We start from the raw sequence: 16,978 nt of genomic DNA, 5'->3' as shown, positions 1-16,978 counted from the left end.
ATTCCGTCGCTCTTCCAACGGATCCGGTTCGCTCAGCAGACCCGGTTCACCGCCGGGCCACGACGGCCTCACCGGCGGCGCACAGCGTCCCGTCGGAGTCGCGCTCCGCGAGGTCCAGAACGATCCGGTCGTCGTGGACCTCGCGCACGGTTCCTGTGACCGTGAGCGTCGTCCCGACGTATGCGGGCGCACGGTTCCGCCACCCGACGGACAGCACCGCATCCGGATCGCCGACGTACCGGGTGGCGGCACGGAAGAACAGGATGCCGTGCAGCTGCGCCATCACGACCCGGTCGGCCAGCCCCTCCGATCGCGCGTATGCGGTGTCGTAGTGGATCCGGTGGGCGTTGTGCGTGGCCGCGCCGAAGCGCTGCACGCGGTTCGGATCGGTTTGCAGCACAACAGGTTCGATTGTTGCTCCGACGACTGGGCCGGCATCGCCGATCATCGGACGATGAACCTCTCTGTGACGGTCGCCAGCGCACCGGCCGCGGCGGCGCGGTAGGTCTTGACGACGGTGATCAACAGGAACCGGGCGTCGCCGCCCCCCTTCCACTCGATCCGGTCGACGACCCGATCGGCGCCGATCCGCTCGCCCAGCGGCGTCGGCCGATGGAAGTCGACGTCCTGCCCGCCGGCCATGAGTCGGACGTCCAGGCCCGACGTCCCGGGCACCTCGTCCGCGAACATTCCGTCGGGTCGATAGTCCTCGTCCCGCGCGTCGCTCGGCCCCCGGAGCAGGCTGGGCACGTACATGGGGTGCACAGCGAAGTCCGGACGGTTCGGTTCCAGATAGCGGGGGTCGTCCTCCGCGCATGCGCGCGCGAAGGCGACCGCCTCGGCGGGGCGGACCGATCCGAGGTCGCGATGCTCGCGGGTGCCGATCGTCGCCGACACCCGCTCGTGGACGATGTCCAGTGGAGTTCTCATGCGGCGACGCTAGGGGCAGCACCACCTGCATTGCCACAGACCGGGACCGCCTGACGGACCGCGATCCTTTGCCCGCGCGCGGAGATCGGGTCAGGTATGCGCATGACGAATCGACCGAACAGCTTGTACGCCACCGCAGCCGGTGTGAAGTTCCATTACCACGACCTCGGTGAGGGTTCGCCCACCATCTTCCTGCACGGTGGCGGCCCGGGATGCACGGCGTGGTCCGACTTCAGCCCCGTCGCACCACTGTTCGCGCAGGACCGGCGCGCGATCCTCGTCGACATCCTGCAGTACGGTCTCTCGGACAAGTGCACGATCACCGGCCCGATGTGGGACTTCCACGCGGCAAAAGTGGTGGCCCTCCTCGACGAACTCGGCATCGACCGCGCCGACTTCGTGTGCAACTCGTGGGGCGGCACCATCGCACTGAACCTCGCGGCCAAGTACCCGGAGCGGGTGCGTTCGCTGGTGATCACGGGCAGTATGCCGGTGTTCTACGGGCCGCTCGCACCGCTCCCCGAGGACGGCCGCCGGGGACGGAACGCGCGGGACATCTACTACGGCGGGGAGGGCCCGACGCGGGAGAAGATGCGGCAGCTCATCACCAAGCTCGAGTGGTTCGACGGCGACCGCCTGCCCGACGAGACCCTCGACATGCGATACCAGCAGAGCCTCGACCCCGACGAGATGGCGCTGGCAGCGGCCTCTGACAACCCCCGCGGCGACTGGCAGGACCTCACCACGGAACTCGGAATGATCAAGGCACCGGTACTTTTCGCGTGGGGCATGCACGACGCCTTCCTCACCCCCGACTACCCGCTGATGCTCGCCCGGATGATCGAGCACGGCCACCTCTACGTGATGGACAAGGCGTCGCATCACCTCCAGGAGGAGCGGCCGCACGACTACTACACCGTGGTGACCGGGTTCCTGAACCAGCAGCATCCGTGACAGCCGACGCGACGACCGACGCGGTCCGGGACGGTGCCCGCGTCGCTGAGCCCGAGGGCTGGAGCCGGATCCGGCTGGTCGTGATCCTCGGCCTGCTCACCGCCCTCGGGCCGTTCACGGTGGACATGTACCTGCCGGCACTGCCCGCGATCACCGAGGACTTCCTGACGTCGGACGCCGCCGTGCAGCTGACACTCACCGGGACACTACTCGGCCTGGCCCTGGGCCAGTTGGTGATCGGGCCGCTCTCCGACGTCTTCGGACGTCGACAGCCACTCGTCCTCGGCACGTCGCTGCACGTCGCAGCGTCGGTGGCCTGCTGGTTCGCTCCGTCGATCGCGGTCCTCGGCGCGCTGCGCGCACTGCAAGGGCTCGGCGCGGCCGCGACCGGGGTGATCGCGATGGCCGTCGTCCGAGATCTGTTCGAGGGCAGGGACGCTGCCGTCGTGATGTCGCGACTGATGCTCGTGATGGGCGTCGCCCCGATCCTGGCTCCCTCGATCGGGGGCGTGCTGCTGACGGCGGTCTCGTGGCACGGTGTGTTCCTCGTCCTCGCCGGCCTCGGGCTGGTGATGATCGTCCTCGGCGGGGTCGCGATGCCCGAGACGCTGCCACCGTCCGCGCGCGTCGGGCGCGGCCTCGGGCCGGTGCTCCGCACGTACGCGACGTTGACCCGCGACGGACACTTCATGGTGCTCGTACTGGTGTGCGGACTGGGCCGGGCGGTGCTGTGGGCGTACATCGCCGGATCGTCGTTCGTGATGCAGGACCAGTTCGAGCTGGCACCCGAGGTCTACGGCATCGCGTTCGCGGCCGGAGCTGTCGTGCTGATCGGCGCCTCCCAGCTCAACGTCGTGTTGCTGGGACGCTTGACGCCGTTGGGCATCTGCGTGACATCGCTTGCGGTGAGCACCGTGCTCGGCGCCGTCGCGATCGCGTTGGCGGCGACCGCCACCGGGGGCTTCCTCGGCTTCGCGCTCCCGGTCCTGGCACTGCTGTGCGCGACCGGCTTCGTGATGCCGAACGCGCCGGCGCTCGCGCTGTCCCGGCACGGCGAGGCCGCCGGGACCGCGGCGGCGATGGTGGGATTCGCACAGTTCGGGGCGGCGGCGGTTATCTCCCCGATCGTCGGACTGCTCGGCAACACGTCGCTGGCGATCGCCGTCGCCATGACCGGATCCGCGGTCCTGGCGCTGCTCGCGCTGGGGACGGTCGTCAGGCCGTCCGCGCGATCTCGTGCAGCGCTCGACTAACGCCCTGTCCCGCGGTCCGCAGCGGGCCCGAGATCCGGGCGAGGTTCATCCGGGCCGTGCTGGTGGAGACACTGACGGCGCCGACCACGGTCGAACCTCCCGAAAAGATCGGGACCGCCGCGCTGGCCGTCCCGAGGCGGACTTCCTCCGCCTCGACCATCATCGCCTCGCTGCGAGCGCGTTCGAGTTGCCGCCGCAGCATCGCCGCCGACGCCACCGAGCGATGCGTGAATTTCGCGAGCCCGCGGGCGACGACCTGCTCGAACACCGCCGGCGACGAGAAGGCGAGCATGACCTTGCCGGTGGCGGTGACCTCGACCGGCAGTCGGCCGGCGACGCGGGACGGCACCTCCACCGACCCGTGGCCGGAGATCTTGTCGATGTACAGCACGTCGAGGCCGTCGCGGATCGCCAGGTGCACGGTCTCTCGGGTGATCGCGTGCAACTCCTGCAGGAACGGCAGCGCGGCCTCGCGCAGAATCCGCTGTGTCGGGACGAGCTGCCCCAGTTCGAATAGCCGCAGGCCCAGCCGGTAGTCGGTTCCGATGCGCTCGAGCAGTCCCAGTTCGACCATCTCGGCCGCGAGTCGGTGCACCGTCGCCTTCGCGACGCCACTGCGCCGCGACAGTTCCGTGAGCGACAACGAACCCGACTCGGCGTCGAAGGACTCGAGAAGTAGGCGCACCTTGCCCAGCAGCGATGTCATCATCCGGTGCCTCCTACGATCGCCGTCCCACCCAGCGGGGCCGGTGCGCAGAGCCTACCGAGAATCCGTCGAACGCTTGTTTCGATGCCGGTGGCGCCGGAAGGCCGACGGGATTCTCAGCCGATCGTCCACAGCGGATCGTCCCCGCGGCACGCCCGCGCGACGTTCTCCGCGGTCATCGCGTACATCCGGGCCAGCGCCGTCGAACTGCCTCCCGCGATGTGCGGGCTGAGCAGCACGTTGTCGAGGTCGAACAGCGGGCTGTCGGTCTCGATGGGCTCCCGCGCGAAGACGTCGAGTGCCGCACCGGCCACCGTGCCGGACCGGATCGCGTCGGCGAGCGCCGTCTCGTCCACGACCGGTCCGCGGGCCACGTTCACCACGAGCGTCTCGCGAGGCAGCAGTTCGAGCTCGCGTGCCGAGATCAACCCTCGGGTGTCCGCGGTCAACGGGACCGCGACCACCACGACGTCCGACGCCGCCAGAAGGTCGTCGAGCGGCAGGTGTGGCACCGGCGCGGCCGGCGCGAGTGGTAGGCGACCTCGCACCCGAACGCCGTGAACAGTTCTGCACAGCGGCGATTGATGTCACCGAACCCGACCAGACCGATCCGACGATCGCCGAGATCCCGGCAGTCCCGCTGTCGGACCGACGTCTGCGGCCACCGCCCACGGCGCATCTCGGCGTCCGCCCAGCCGATCGACCGGCACAGGTTCGCGGCGGCGGCGACCGCCCACTCGGCCACCGACGCCGCATTTCCTCCGGCAATTTACGCCTATCACCCCGCATCAACCATGAGTGACCATGGCCCGGAGCGCTTGGCTGTCCGATTCAACCGTTTTGTAGGTTGTCGAGATGTAGCGAAGATTGACGAGATAGGCCGGGCGGATTAACTACGCCCCCGAGGCTTATACGCGGCCGACCTGCGCTTTCCCGGGTGTTGCAAATAGGCCACGGCTTGGCGTAGGAGCGGAGGCCCGCCGAACGACTGGTCTGCCGTGCGCGGCACGGTGTGAAGGATTCTACGGACGCGGCCGGATCAGTGTCTGGCTGCGTGCGTACACGGACCTGCGCCGCGTGGGTGTTCGGCTACCGGAGGCGGGAGCGGTCGAGGAGTTCGGCGACATCGAGCAGTTCCGGTGGGTTCATGTGCTGGCGCGGCAAGGCGTGCACCCCCGCAGCGGTGACCCACACGGTGCCGGCTCCGTCGATGGTGACGTCTGGGTGGGGACTGCGGATCGGGGTGCTCGAGATCGGCTCCCAGGTGACCAGATCGAGGCGGGTGAACAGCCAGTATTGGTGGTGATCGGCGGGATACACGGCAGGTCCCGGCAGTGGCCACCACCGCCCACGGCCGGAACCGTCCGGGGGATGGCCGACGATCCAGAGCAGGTCTTCGATCTGTCCGCCGCAGAGGACATGATCAGGCAAGGGATCCAGCTGGGCGAGGGTGAGATCGTCGAGTATCCGGTATGCGGAGGTGCCGTCGACGATCGTCGGTGGAAGGCCGGTCAGAAACGGCCGATAGGACATCACCGCGGTCTCCAGCGGCGGACCGACGGTCACGGCGGCGTGCAGATCGACCCGGACCAGGCGCGCCGCTCCGAGCGCGCCGGTGCTCGGGTCACGCCAGCGAAACAGCAGGACAAACCCACCTTCGCAGGTGGTCATCGATTCGAGGTCGCCCCACTGCTCGGGTCCATGCCTTACCAGGTCCTGTCCCGGGCGAGCGAGGATCAGCTCGGCGGTGCCGCGGTCCGGGACCGCCACGGCGAGCAGCGTCTGGGCATGGGCTGCGCCGTCTCGAATCGGTGTGTCGGTGATCGCCTCGACGGTGCCGCCACGGGGGCAGTGGAAGATTCCGTCCCAGCCGCCCACCCAGCAGCCGTCGGCGTGTGCCCATACCGAGCGGGTGCGATCGGCCGGCGGAGCATCGAAGATCTGCCCGGGCACGATGTATTCGCGCACGCGCCGGTCGGCGTCGAGATGCACGACCAGGGGCAGTTCACGGTCGGCGATCCACAGGTCGCAGTCGTGCGCGGATATCGCGGCGGGGATCACGCTCGGCCGCAGCGGCGGTGGTGGCACATCGGTCAGGTCGAGATCCACCAGCACGCCCACCTCGTGAGTGCGTTCGATCTGCGGGTCGGGGCCGGTGGGCCGGGGAACCTGGGCGAACGATCGTGGAGAGGTGGTGACCTGCCGATAGCGACGGGTGCCGGGCACCGGCCTGAACGGCGAGTGCGGCTGATCGACCTCGCGCCGGTACCGATCGGATGCGACGTGGATGCGCCTGACCCGGCCGCGGATCCGCCCGGTGGTGGCGTAGGACAGATCACCGATCAGCCGGCCGGTGACCTCGACCTGACCGAGCACCGGACGACGGGTGTACCAGGTGGCCGTCCACCCCACACCGCGCAGCAGCACGGTCCAGTCCCACCATTGCCGTCCGTCCCCGGGGCCGCTGCAGCGCGGGCTTTCCCGAGTGCAGGGGCTCGGCCATAGCGCGAAGCGTGACGATCGACGGATCGGCCGGATCGGCGGGCGTCTCCTCGAACAACAGCGGAAACACCGCGATGGCACCGACTTCCGGGGGCGGTGTCTCCCCGTCTTCGATCGACACGGCGGTCACCAACACCGGCAGCTGAGTCTGCGGACGCCACACCTGGTCAGGCTCTGTCACCCTGCCAGCGTGCCCGACACGCTGCCACCGCGCACGATCGGCGATGCGCCCGGTCGAGCCGTGCATTTGCACGAGTACTGCCGACACCCCCGGGATCTGTCAATGTTCAGCGGTGTGTCCGGTCAGTCTTCGCTGCATCTCTACAGCTGTGTAGGTTCCGTCGGAACGTTGTCATTTCTAGATTCCGTTTCAGTAGGGGCCCCTCATCTCCGCGTTTTCCCCAGTTCAGGGGGTGAGCGCAGCGAGACGGGGTCGGAATTTCTGAGGATTCCGACAAGTTCGTTCTCGATCCACGGGTAGTCGCGGAGCACCCAAAAGAAATCCGATGCCGTTACGGAACACAGAATCGCGATCACCTCGGTATTCGGAAGAGATGATGCGTAACGGATCGTCGGGGACGGTGCGGTTCGGTATCGGACTCACCTGATCACCCCTGACCCGAAAACCACTGGCGTTGCGGCAGACTGTCCGAATGCTGTTGACCATCTCCGCTGAACGCTCACCGGCACTCGACATGCCGAGTGACTTGGGCTATCTGCTGCACAAGCACCCCGATCGGGTCCAGTCGTTCAGCGTGTACGGGGGGACAGCGCACGTGTTCTACCCGGAGGTCAGCAGCGAGAGGTGCACGGTCGCACTGGTCCTCGAGGTTGATCCGGTCGCGTTGGTTCGTGGGCGGTCCGGTTCGAACGACGGTTTCGCGTTGGGTCAGTACGTCAACGATCGACCCTATGTTGCGTCGTCTTTGATGTCGGTGGCACTGGGCAAGGTGTTCCGGTCGGCGCTGAACGGGCGGTGTGCCGGCCATCAAGAACTCGTTGATTCGGCGCTGGACCTGACGATTTCGCTGCCCGCCGTGCCCGGCGATCCCGACCTGGTGCGACGGTTGTTCTCACCTATGGGATGGGACGTGGTTGCGACACCGATCAGGCTGGATGCCACCCGGCCGGATTGGGGCGATGCACCATTGGTGTCGTTGACCCTCGTCGGGTCGCTGCGTCTGGTCGACGCGCTGAACCATCTTTACGTGTTGCTGCCGGTGCTCGACGACACCAAGCACTACTGGGTCGGAGACGACGAGGTCGACAAGCTCATACGGGCCGGCGCGGGCTGGCTGGGTACCCACCCTGAGCGGGACGTGGTGACACAGCGATATCTGGCTCACCAAGGTGGCCTGAAGGCTGCCGCACTACAACGACTCGCCGAGCTCGATGATCGACCGGTCGACGACGCGGTCGACGATGAGGAACCCGTCCGTGCCCGGCCGCTGGTCCGTCGACGTCACGATGCTGTGCTCGAGGTCGTGCGCACCCTTCGCCCCACCTCGATCGCCGATCTGGGGTGCGGGTCCGGTGCCCTCCTGGCATCGCTGCTCGAGGTGCACGGTGTGGCTCGGGTGATCGGCACCGAGGTCTCCGATGCGTCGTTGTCGAAGGCCGCCAAGCGTCTGCATGTCGCTCGGATGACCGAACGGCAGTCCGACCGGTTGACGTTGTTGCTGTCGTCGTTGCAGTACGAGGACGACCGCTTGAGTGATCTCGACCTGGTGATTCTCATGGAGGTCATCGAGCACATCGACCCGGATCGGTTGCCGGCGGTCGTGGGAAACGTCTTCGGGACGATGCGACCGCGTCATGTCGTGGTCACCACACCGAACAGCGAGTACAACGTGCGGTACCCCGCGCTGGCCCGTGGCGGCTTCCGACATCCGGATCACCGCTTCGAGTGGACACGCGAGCAGTTCGCGGCGTGGACCCGCGCCGTGGGTGAAGCACACGACTACGAGGTCGTCCTGCAGCCGGTGGGAGACTGCGACCCGCAGGTCGGATCACCCACTCAGATGGCAGTGTTCAGTCTGCGCGGACAATCGGAGGACGCAGCGTGAGCGAGTTGAGCATTCCCGAGCTGTCGCTGGTCGTGCTGATCGGTGTCAGTGGATCGGGCAAGTCGACGTTTGCGGCGACGCATTTCGCTGCGACCGAAATCGTCTCCAGTGATGCATGCCGGGCGATGGTCTCGGATGACTCGAACGATCAGGGTGCGACGACCGATGCCTTCGAGGTGCTCGAGTTCATTGCCGGTAAGCGTCTTTCTCGCGGCCGGCTGACCGTCATCGACGCGACCAACGTGCAGGCGTCAGCGCGCCGGTCGCTGCTGGCGTTGGCCAAGGCACACGATGTGCTGCCCGTGGCGATAGTGCTGGATCTACCGGTAGGACTTGCTGGTGAGCGCAACGCCTCACGTCCGGATCGCAATTTCGAGGCTCATGTCATCAAACGCCAGCACGACCAGTTGCGTCGGTCGATGCGCGGTCTCAAGCGCGAAGGGTTCCGCGCCATCCATGTCCTGGACTCGATCGAGGCCGTGGAGCAGGCCTCGATTGTGCGCACCCGCCTGTTCAACGACCGGCGGGACGAGCATGGACCGTTCGACGTGATCGGTGACGTTCACGGGTGTCGGGAAGAGCTGGAGATGCTGCTCGACCGGTTGGGATATGTGCTCGTGCGTGATGGCGAAGGTCGAGCGGTCGACGCCGCGCATCCGGACGGCCGGCGGGCGGTGTTCGTGGGTGATGTGATCGACCGTGGCCCGGACTCGCCGGGTGTGTTGCGTCTGGTGATGGGCATGGTGGCAAACGCGAATGCCTTGTGTGTGTCCGGCAATCACGAGGCCAAGCTGGCCCGGGCCCTGGGGCGGGGGGACGTCAAGGCCACGCACGGCCTGCAGGAGACGCTTGAGCAGCTCTCGCGCGAAGACGAGGCGTTCGTCATCGAGACACGGCAGTTCTGTGACGCGCTGGTGGCGCACTACGTCCTCGACGACGGCAAACTTGTGGTCGCACACGCAGGTCTGAAAGAGAAGTACCACGGTCGGGCCTCGGGCCGGGTCCGTGCGTTCGCCCTCTACGGCGACACCAGTGGGGAGACCGATGACTTCGGCCTTCCGGTTCGATATCCGTGGGCCGAGGACTACCGCGGGTCGGCCACGGTTCTGTATGGGCACACCCCGGTACCGGAGGTCGAATGGATCAACAACACGATGTGCCTGGACACCGGCTGTGTGTTCGGTGGCAGCCTGACCGCGTTGCGCTATCCCGAACGTGAGATCGTCTCGGTGCCGTCCCTGCGGATGTACTACGAGCCGATCCGCCCGTTGGCTCCGCCCGAGCGTGATCCGCAGGTCTTGAAGCTGTCCGATGTGCTCGGTCACCGCGTGATCGAGACCGAACACATGGGTCGGATCTCGTTGCGGGAGGAGAACGCGGCCGGGGCGCTGGAGGTGATGAGCAGGTTCGCCATCGCGCCGGCCGACCTGCTCTACCTGCCGCCGACGATGTCGCCGGTCGACAGCTCACCACGAGACGGACTGCTCGAACACCCCGACGAGGCATTCGACCATTACGCCAAACACTCCGTCGCTCAGGTGATGTGCGAGGAAAAGCATATGGGATCGCGGGCGATCGTGCGGGTGACCGTCGACGGGACCGGTGTCATCCATTCCCGCACGGGCCGTGCGTTCTTCGAGGCAGATCAGCAGTCGGCTGTGCTCTCTCACATCGCCGATGCTCTCGCCGCGGCAGGTGTGTGGGCGGACCTCGATGCGCACTGGTTACTGCTCGATACCGAGATAGTGCCGTGGACCGCGAAAGCCGAGGCGATGATCCGCGACCAGTACGCGAAAGTCGGGGCTGCGGCCACAACCTCCCTGCCGGCAACCGTCGCGGTGATCGAGGCAGCCGCAGCGCGAGGCGCCGATGTCGCCGACCTGCTCACCAGAACACATTCGCGGGCCGCCAACGCCGAACTTTTCGTGGACTCCTATCGCCACTACGTGCAACCGATCGACAACACGCTGGGCATCCAGGTGGCACCCTTCCAGATTCTGGCCAGCGACAGTGCTACCTACGAAAGACGTAACCATCAGTGGCACCTGGATCTGGCCGACCGGCTCGTCGCCGCAGATCCAGAACTGTTCCGGCCCACCCGCAGACTCGTCGTCGAGACAGCCGACGAGGCGTCTCGTGCCGCGGGGGTGAGGTGGTGGGAGGACCTCACCGCCGGCGGTGGTGAGGGCATGGTGGTCAAGCCATTCGACAATCTGGTCCGTGGACGAAAGGGGCTCGTGCAGCCGGGTCTGAAGGTGCGCGGGCGTGAATATCTGCGGATCATCTACGGCGCCGATTACACCGACCCGTCGACATTGTCCCGGCTCAAGCAGCGCAACCTCGGCACGAAACGATCGATGGCATTGCGTGAGTACGCTCTCGGCCTCGAGGCTCTGCGCCGTGCTGTCGGCGGCGAGCCCGTCTGGCGTATCCACCAGTGTGTGTTCGGTGTGCTCGCTATGGAATCCGAACCCGTCGATCCGCGCCTGTGAACGATTCGACCCTCACACAGCACACCCGAAGTCGGCCCGGGCGCCGATCGCATCCTGCGGGAGCCAGCCGCCGAACCGTCCTGTTCGACCACCCTGCACGCCGGTCTCGTAGACCCACCCGACCTCGGTCGTCGGAGGGCACGTCGCCGCGCAGCGGGGGCGTGGCAGCACCGCGGAACGTGCGACCGCGTCACGCCGAGCTCAGCGATCGAGGACAAGTCCGTGGTCTCGATCGCGTTCGGGACCGGCGGTGCCGTCATCCTCAACCGGCTGACGTCGTCCGCGAAGATCGCCGCAGCATCGACCGGACGCTGCGCGGATGCGCGGTTGGGTGTGGTCACCGCGGCGGAACGTCAATCGAGCACAGCCCTGTAGTCCTTGGTCGAGGACTCGTCCACCTGGTGCGCCGTCCTCGGAACGGTCCGGGCCGTTCGGAGCCTGACGACCTGCAAACCATGCGGTGAGGTGAGGTGGGGTGTCAGCCGGACTGCTGCTCGACTCGGGTGGCGCGGTACCGGTAGCCGTCCTGATCGGCGACCTGTTCCCAATCGAGGACCACGGTGGCTCCCACCGCTACGGTGCGAAAACCCTCACCGACGATGGTGCTGTAGTGCGCCCAGCATCCGCCGGGGGTCCGGTCGGACTCGATCACTCCCCAGCCCTGTTCGTCGTTCCACTGCCGGACCGTGCCGACGGTTTGGCCGGTCACCCGAGGTGGGACCGGTACGGGTGCGGAGGGTTCGCCTACGAAGTGCTCTTCCTCGATGCGGCCGTCGGGATGGACCGACCATGCGCGCGCCCCGAATCCGGCAGGACGACGGACGGGTTGTTGCCCGGCCGGCCATGCCCGTACACACTCGAATTCGAATTCGACACCCGCTGCCGGGTTCTCGAGGCGGATCCATTCGAACTCCACCTCGTGGCCCGGTGTGAGAGCGGGAAACCCCTCCACCGCAACGGCTGCGAAGCTGACATGGCATCCACCGGGAACCTCATCGCCGTCGATCACACCCTGCATGTGCTCGAGGTCCCAGCTGCGGACCACACCTCGACTCGGCACCGCGCCGTGATCTCCCGTCCCGGTCACGGCGACACTATCGCCGGCAACGGCAGCATCCGGGCCGGATACGGCACCGACGGTCCATACCCCCACGGCCACTGCCGCAGTGAGGACCACCGCGGCGGCAGTGGCGGCCCGTACCGCTGTGCGCACCACGTCTCCTTCCGCCTCGGTGATCGCCGCATCCTGACACTGGCGACGACTGCGGTGCGGAAAGCCCGGGTGTGCACCACCGGACTTCCCGCCGGCCCACGCACAACGGGGAGGAATGCGCGGACCCAGCGGCCCCACCGCTCCGAGGAGGGAGAAAAAGCAGGGACCACCGACAAACACATATGGACTTTCGCCTCTAGCGTTACATTTCGGCCACGCACCCGAATAAGGGCGGTGTCCGCCGTGTCGTGGGTGCCGGGTGGCGGTGTGACACCGGCAGTGCGCCGCTCATCAACGGCGCCGGCCGGAGGGGGAACGTGCGGTGATCCCTCCAGCTGGTTGGTGAGATGCGGCAAAGATCGACAAGCCTGACCGCCGGGATCGACGACGATCACTCGGACCGACCGCCCGTACCTGTGCTTGTTCGCACGAAGAGCAGCCAGCGAGATCTACTTTCTGTCGAAGTAGCCTGTCGATCGCCCCGCTGCTTCCGGATGCACCGGATCGAGATCGCTGCTTCGATACAGCTGCGATCATCGGCGTGGACCCGCATGGTTGTCGGGTAGGCGTGTCAAGATCACCGGCATGAACGCACAAACGAGCCCGATCCTGGAATCGACGGTGGTGCTGGCGATGGATTACGGGCAGTTCTGCCTCGACGGCGGACTCGGGGACATCGACAACGAGATCGAGCTGCTCGAGCAGGCCCAAGCGGAGCAGCCCAGCGCCGGCGACGGCACGATGATTGTGGTGGTGTGCCCGCATCAGAACAACTTCGAGATGAGCGTGGACGTGCAGGTCTTCGACCGCCGTCCCGCCGCCGATCGCTCGGAGTGGCAGCAGGTCAGCGAAGACCGCCTCGAAGTCGACGCGCCCGGGGTGCTGAGCCTGTCGTCCCCGACCACCGAGCCGGTCACCGTCGCGGTGCCGCCCGGGCAGTACGTGGTGCAGGTGTCCGGGCGTGGTTTCGTCAACTACGGCTGGCCCGGTTCGACCACCCCGGGGGATGTGTGGCGCCTGCGGCTGTGGCCCGACGACGACAGCGTCCTCGAACCCGCACAACTGTGGGAGATGCCCGGCTACGGCATCCCGGAGAACACCCCGTCCTCGACGCACGAATCCGGCGGCTCGGTGACGGACGGATCGTGAAGCCGCGACCGAGGTCGACGATTGTCGGTGACCTGCCGCTCACCGATCCGTCTGCAGCGACGATCAGCGAGGTGGACCGTACGGACTTCCCGTTGAGGTGGCGTGAGATCGGAAGAGCATCATGGTGATCGAAGCCGAACTCTATGTCCAATACGGATCCACCTTGCCCTTTCAGCAGGTCGGCATGCCGATGCCGGATCTTCCTGCCGCGACCGGCGACATCCTCACGTGGGATGGCGCCCAACGACTCCTGGTCGTAGCGACGGCGTCCTCGTTGGGGGCGGTCGCATTTCGCTCCGAGATAGTGACTGTCGAGCCTGCGATAGACGGTGCCGGATGGGACGAATGGCAGGAGGTATCGGTCCAGTTCGACAGCGGCGATGTCCGACTTCGGGATCTCGACGCCGACACCGTACTCCTCGACGCAAGCCTTGTTTCCCTACCGGGTCGGTACCGAGCCCGCCTCTACGCCACAGGTCGCGACTGCGCAGTTGAACTGCAGGAAGCCGGCGAGGATCTCGTCGAACGCTATCTCATGCAGCTATGGCCCGAAACCGCGCCGAGACCGCCGACCCCGGTGATGAAGGTCGATCGACGGGCTCGGTAGCACTGTGTCGATGATCCACCGGCCGTGCCTGGGTCACATGTAGTACGGCATGCTGTCGACCGAATAGCCGAACATGCCCATGCACAGGCCGGTCAGCAGAAATGCCACGAGAAAGCCCGCGAGGGCCAACCGGGCACGCCGCCACACCAGGAACGCGACCGCGCCCACTGTCGCCACTGCGACAAGCGGAGCGGCCCAGCACAGCCAGTAGTCGACGCCGCCGGGTGGAAAAGACGGCACGTCGAACGCGCGCTGCATGGCCATCACCGCCGGCCAGTAGCTCAATGCGCAGACGAGGATCCCGGCGAAGGCACTCCACCACAGCAACGCCAATCGGTATTCGCCACGCCTCTCGGACACCTCGTCAGCCTAGAAGAGTCGCGGTCCCGACAGCCGGTGGACACCGATGCTCTCCGTCCACCTGCCGGAACGAGCATCGAATAATGTCGCAGCATGCGCATACCCGGCTCGGAGATCGGTTCGCGGTGGGACATCGAGTTCACCTTCGAACCCACCGATCACATTCGGGACGTACTCGTCTCCGCGTTCGCCCGGCTCTCCCGCGACACGCTGCGCTTCGAGGCGATGAACACGTTCGATCCCGGGGTGTGGCGCATCGACATCCGACTCGAGGTCGTCCCCGTGCCGGGGTTGGTGTGCTCCCTCGTCGTCGGCGGCACGCCGCACAGCGGTTTCGGTATCTCCAGCGCGGTGGAGGACGTCGCAACCACAGTCGAGATCGCCTCCTACTTCCAAGACGTCGACGAATGGCTGCAATGGCCCACGCTGCCCGACGGCCGGCATCTGACACCCAGAATCGTCGACGGTCGAGCTGTGTGGGGACGGTACACAGGGGAGGTCGTCGCGCCGATCGGGGAACTCACCGACTACCTTGACCGCCTGCACCACTGAGCGCAGCCGGCATCGTCCATGCGGTGCGCTCCGGGCAGGGTCATTCATCTTCGAGGAAGGGCTCTTCCGCGTCGAGCAGTTCGGCGTCTTCGGGAGACAGGTTCTCGCCCGGTTGCACCGTGCGGGTCAGCGAGCCGTCTCGATCGAATCTCTCCGGTGCCTGGACGATCTGCAGACCCCGCACCAGTGTTTCGACCTGGTCCTCATCGGCACCGGCTCCCTCTGCGAAGAACGCTGCTGCGACCGCATCGTGGGCCAGCGCCTGCGCAAGCGACCAGTCCCGGATGTACTCGTCCAGAGGATCCGTGGGATCGCGCCTGCTCAACGACTCGGTGATGCACCGCTCGCAATATCAGTTTCAGATGCCTCCGTGCTGGCCCCGTCGAGGTCTCCATTCTGGGGCATGCCTATAAAAATCCTCAGTTCCCGGCCGTACCCGCTCAGAGTCGAGTCTGCACCGATGATGTCTTCCCGGAGCACCGGATCCTTATCAAGCGTCCATTCTGCAGCAATGATCCGGCAAAGTTGGTCCAGGAACCTCAACACGCTGCTGAAACATGTATCGAGGAGACGGCTCAGGTCAGCGACCAGATGACCTGAACCGCCGAGTTCTCGTGCATGCCAGTACTCAAGTCCCCCACCAGATTCGTCCCTCACTGAATCGACTGTTTCGGGAGGGATTACCAAGTCGAGACGACTGGCACTGAGTGCGGAAAGCCCATGTTCGCTCACAGTCAAGGACGCGATCGCTGCAAGAGTCCGACTATGGATCGAGTTCCGAAGGCTGAAGACCACAGCGAGATGCTTCTGGAGGGCATCAAGCAGATCCTTATTTGCAACATCGGCGTAAAAGGACATCAGCTTCCTGTAGCCGTCGAGGCGGTGAAGTTTCGCGTTACGTTCGTGCCCCGAGATCTGTAGTGCCGTATGAAGTGAGCGTCCAAGCACGTCCACTGCTCCGCACAGGGATACGAGCACGTGATCGAGCGCGTCAGCACCATCATCAATGACGTCATCGGTTTGTAGAGCACCCACTGAGGCAATGAGTTCGTCTCGAGCCCTGAGCGCGCGCGCCAACCGATCGATCAGTGATTCGCAGTCTGCGACAAACCGACGGCTGGATGGCACAAACAGCGCGGAACGTCGGCACTTTGCGAGCCAGTGCCAGATACCGGGCGCGAGCGCTGCCACGGTCTCCATGTAGTAGCCCTTGCGATTGATCGTCCCGCGGCCTATAGGATTGATGACGTAGATCTGCTGTCGGCGCATGTAGTGGGCAATGATCGGCAGCGCATCGGCACGCGTGACCACATTGGATCGGTCGTTGGCGGGAACGTCTCGACGGCCAGTCGTCTTCGTCTCCGAGATGATCAGGTCGTAGTCGATCGCGCGGGCAATCTCGGTCAGGAGAACCGCTCGTTCGATGTCGTCGGCTGTGATGCCTTCACGTTGTTCATCAGAGAAGCTGTTGTACGCAGCCAGTGAACGGAAGAGTTCGGGTTGGGGAGAGATGCTGCCGCGCTGCCCAAGAGTTTTCGATCCGTCGAATTTCGGACGTTCGGTGTCGATGCTCCAGCCGTAGCAGGAGCCGGGGTATGAGAAGGAGCCCTTGTGTTCGGTGACGTCTCGGACCCGAACGAACCCGACTTCATGAGAGTCTTCGTGATCGGTCAACTTGACCTGGCTCATCCGAACCTGGAGGACCTCGATGTTCTCGTATCTCATGAACCCATGCAGCAGCTCATCGATAAATGGATGGTCAGCGGTCCATGCCTCAATATCGATGAGGATGCGGAGTTTTCGGGGGCTCGGGCGGAGCGTAAACAGATCTCCCTCGTCTTTGGTCGGACTCGCGCCTCTGCCCCGCGCCGACCGCCGGTGGGGATCGTCATGGGTGAGTTCGCGGTACAGCTCCATCGCAGCCTCCTGCTCGAGTTGATCGCGCATCAAGCTATGGCCGCCCACCGACAAACTCGGGGACGACCTGGATGTATCCGGTCTATGTCCCAGGCAGGACCGGCACACGACATAAGAGCCGATACCGCCCGTGACAACACGGAGACGCGAGACGTGTCCGAGTGGGCGGGGTCCCACCGAAGTCCGTGTCACCGGTGATGTGACGAGGCTCAGGGAAACTCCCCAGCTGTGCTCAACGAAAATCCCCACCCGTGAGCGGTGTTCACTGTAGCGGTTG

The 16,978-nt window shown here is 65.9% G+C and carries 16 protein-coding genes and 1 pseudogene; 8 read left to right on the top strand and 9 right to left on the bottom strand.

Features of this window, described 5'->3' with window-relative positions; genetic code table 11:
• Positions 1-46 precede the first annotated feature (46 nt).
• Both NVV99_RS12350 and NVV99_RS12345 read right to left on the bottom strand, forming a co-directional pair.
• Positions 47-400, bottom strand: coding sequence for an acyl dehydratase (locus NVV99_RS12350; RefSeq protein ID WP_242411695.1), 354 nt, complete (start codon positions 398-400; stop codon positions 47-49).
• A 44-nt stretch (positions 401-444) separates the two neighbouring features.
• Complete coding sequence (locus NVV99_RS12345) at positions 445-930, bottom strand: MaoC family dehydratase N-terminal domain-containing protein (RefSeq protein WP_041803576.1); 486 nt, start codon at positions 928-930, stop codon at positions 445-447.
• 102 nt (positions 931-1,032) lie between these two features.
• Between NVV99_RS12345 and NVV99_RS12340 the strand changes: the two genes are divergently transcribed.
• Both NVV99_RS12340 and NVV99_RS12335 read left to right on the top strand, forming a co-directional pair.
• Positions 1,033-1,884 carry an alpha/beta fold hydrolase gene (locus NVV99_RS12340; RefSeq protein ID WP_197481811.1) on the top strand — a complete coding sequence of 284 codons (852 nt, stop codon included), beginning with the start codon at positions 1,033-1,035 and terminating at the stop codon, positions 1,882-1,884.
• A complete protein-coding gene (locus tag NVV99_RS12335) occupies positions 1,881-3,137 on the top strand; it encodes a multidrug effflux MFS transporter (protein WP_024103345.1) in 1,257 nt (418 codons plus the stop codon). The genes NVV99_RS12340 and NVV99_RS12335 overlap by 4 nt, the downstream gene beginning before the upstream one ends.
• Here the strand turns inward: NVV99_RS12335 and NVV99_RS12330 are convergent.
• The 3 genes and pseudogenes from NVV99_RS12330 to NVV99_RS12320 all read right to left on the bottom strand — a co-directional run bounded on the left by NVV99_RS12330 (position 3,100) and on the right by NVV99_RS12320 (position 6,270).
• Positions 3,100-3,846, bottom strand: coding sequence for an IclR family transcriptional regulator (locus NVV99_RS12330; protein WP_024103344.1), 747 nt, complete (start codon positions 3,844-3,846; stop codon positions 3,100-3,102). The genes NVV99_RS12335 and NVV99_RS12330 overlap by 38 nt on opposite strands.
• Positions 3,847-3,959: 113 nt before the next feature.
• A pseudogene (locus NVV99_RS12325) lies at positions 3,960-4,522 on the bottom strand (NAD(P)-dependent oxidoreductase).
• Positions 4,523-4,932: 410 nt separating this feature from the next.
• Positions 4,933-6,270: a hypothetical protein gene (locus tag NVV99_RS12320; RefSeq protein ID WP_231911972.1), complete on the bottom strand. Its 1,338-nt coding sequence runs from the start codon at positions 6,268-6,270 to the stop codon at positions 4,933-4,935.
• Positions 6,271-6,998: 728 nt separating this feature from the next.
• On the opposite strand from NVV99_RS12320, the gene NVV99_RS12315 reads away from it, so the two are divergent.
• The 3 genes from NVV99_RS12315 (at position 6,999) to NVV99_RS12305 (ending at position 11,278) form a co-directional block, all read left to right on the top strand.
• Positions 6,999-8,411: a 3' terminal RNA ribose 2'-O-methyltransferase Hen1 gene (locus NVV99_RS12315; RefSeq protein WP_024103343.1), complete on the top strand. Its 1,413-nt coding sequence runs from the start codon at positions 6,999-7,001 to the stop codon at positions 8,409-8,411.
• The gene (locus NVV99_RS12310) at positions 8,408-10,903 is read left to right on the top strand and encodes a polynucleotide kinase-phosphatase (RefSeq protein ID WP_024103342.1); all 2,496 of its coding nucleotides are present in this window, start codon (positions 8,408-8,410) and stop codon (positions 10,901-10,903) included. Before NVV99_RS12315 ends, NVV99_RS12310 begins: the two co-directional genes overlap by 4 nt.
• 222 nt (positions 10,904-11,125) lie before the next feature.
• Positions 11,126-11,278, top strand: coding sequence for a hypothetical protein (locus tag NVV99_RS12305; RefSeq protein WP_024103341.1), 153 nt, complete (start codon positions 11,126-11,128; stop codon positions 11,276-11,278).
• A gap of 103 nt (positions 11,279-11,381) precedes the next feature.
• Here the strand turns inward: NVV99_RS12305 and NVV99_RS12300 are convergent, their stop codons facing one another.
• On the bottom strand, positions 11,382-12,116 hold the full coding sequence (locus NVV99_RS12300; RefSeq protein ID WP_242411694.1) for a cold-shock protein: 735 nt from the start codon (positions 12,114-12,116) through the stop codon (positions 11,382-11,384).
• Positions 12,117-12,701: 585 nt separating this feature from the next.
• Between NVV99_RS12300 and NVV99_RS12295 the strand changes: the two genes are divergently transcribed.
• Together NVV99_RS12295 and NVV99_RS12290 are read left to right on the top strand one after the other, a co-directional pair.
• Positions 12,702-13,265 carry a hypothetical protein gene (locus tag NVV99_RS12295; RefSeq protein WP_051424956.1) on the top strand — a complete coding sequence of 188 codons (564 nt, stop codon included), beginning with the start codon at positions 12,702-12,704 and terminating at the stop codon, positions 13,263-13,265.
• Positions 13,266-13,386: 121 nt separating this feature from the next.
• On the top strand, positions 13,387-13,872 hold the full coding sequence (locus tag NVV99_RS12290) for a hypothetical protein (protein WP_024103338.1): 486 nt from the start codon (positions 13,387-13,389) through the stop codon (positions 13,870-13,872).
• A 33-nt stretch (positions 13,873-13,905) separates the two neighbouring features.
• Here the strand turns inward: NVV99_RS12290 and NVV99_RS12285 are convergent, their stop codons facing one another.
• The gene (locus tag NVV99_RS12285) at positions 13,906-14,232 is read right to left on the bottom strand and encodes a hypothetical protein (RefSeq protein ID WP_024103337.1); all 327 of its coding nucleotides are present in this window, start codon (positions 14,230-14,232) and stop codon (positions 13,906-13,908) included.
• A 93-nt stretch (positions 14,233-14,325) separates the two neighbouring features.
• On the opposite strand from NVV99_RS12285, the gene NVV99_RS12280 reads away from it, so the two are divergent.
• Positions 14,326-14,784, top strand: a complete 459-nt coding sequence (locus NVV99_RS12280; protein ID WP_024103336.1) for a hypothetical protein — start codon at positions 14,326-14,328, stop codon at positions 14,782-14,784.
• A gap of 40 nt (positions 14,785-14,824) precedes the next feature.
• On the opposite strand, the gene NVV99_RS12275 is transcribed toward NVV99_RS12280, so the two are convergent.
• Together NVV99_RS12275 and NVV99_RS12270 are read right to left on the bottom strand one after the other, a co-directional pair.
• Positions 14,825-15,109 (bottom strand): hypothetical protein, encoded by a 285-nt coding sequence (locus NVV99_RS12275; RefSeq protein WP_024103335.1) that lies wholly within the window; start codon positions 15,107-15,109, stop codon positions 14,825-14,827.
• Positions 15,106-16,749 (bottom strand): hypothetical protein, encoded by a 1,644-nt coding sequence (locus NVV99_RS12270; protein WP_024103334.1) that lies wholly within the window; start codon positions 16,747-16,749, stop codon positions 15,106-15,108. Before NVV99_RS12270 ends, NVV99_RS12275 begins: the two co-directional genes overlap by 4 nt.
• Between the last annotated feature and the right edge of the window lie 229 nt (positions 16,750-16,978).

The organism is Rhodococcus sp. PAE-6, assembly GCF_025290685.1.
In the GTDB taxonomy this organism is placed as follows: Bacteria; Actinomycetota; Actinomycetes; order Mycobacteriales; family Mycobacteriaceae; genus Rhodococcus; species Rhodococcus pyridinivorans.
Note: the sequence above shows the minus strand (reverse complement) of the source record. Positions and strands in the feature narration are given on the sequence as shown.

Bases quoted from the DNA above. Each gene is read 5' to 3' on its own strand.
- NVV99_RS12340 (WP_197481811.1), top strand. From the start codon at position 1,033: ATGACGAATCGACCGAACAGCTTGTACGCCACCGCAGCCGGTGTGAAG.
- NVV99_RS12295 (WP_051424956.1), top strand. From the start codon at position 12,702: ATGAACGCACAAACGAGCCCGATCCTGGAATCGACGGTGGTGCTGGCG.
- NVV99_RS12290 (WP_024103338.1), top strand. From the start codon at position 13,387: ATGGTGATCGAAGCCGAACTCTATGTCCAATACGGATCCACCTTGCCC.
- NVV99_RS12315 (WP_024103343.1), top strand. From the start codon at position 6,999: ATGCTGTTGACCATCTCCGCTGAACGCTCACCGGCACTCGACATGCCG.
- NVV99_RS12280 (WP_024103336.1), top strand. From the start codon at position 14,326: ATGCGCATACCCGGCTCGGAGATCGGTTCGCGGTGGGACATCGAGTTC.
- NVV99_RS12330 (WP_024103344.1), bottom strand. From the start codon at position 3,846: ATGATGACATCGCTGCTGGGCAAGGTGCGCCTACTTCTCGAGTCCTTC.
- NVV99_RS12345 (WP_041803576.1), bottom strand. From the start codon at position 930: ATGAGAACTCCACTGGACATCGTCCACGAGCGGGTGTCGGCGACGATC.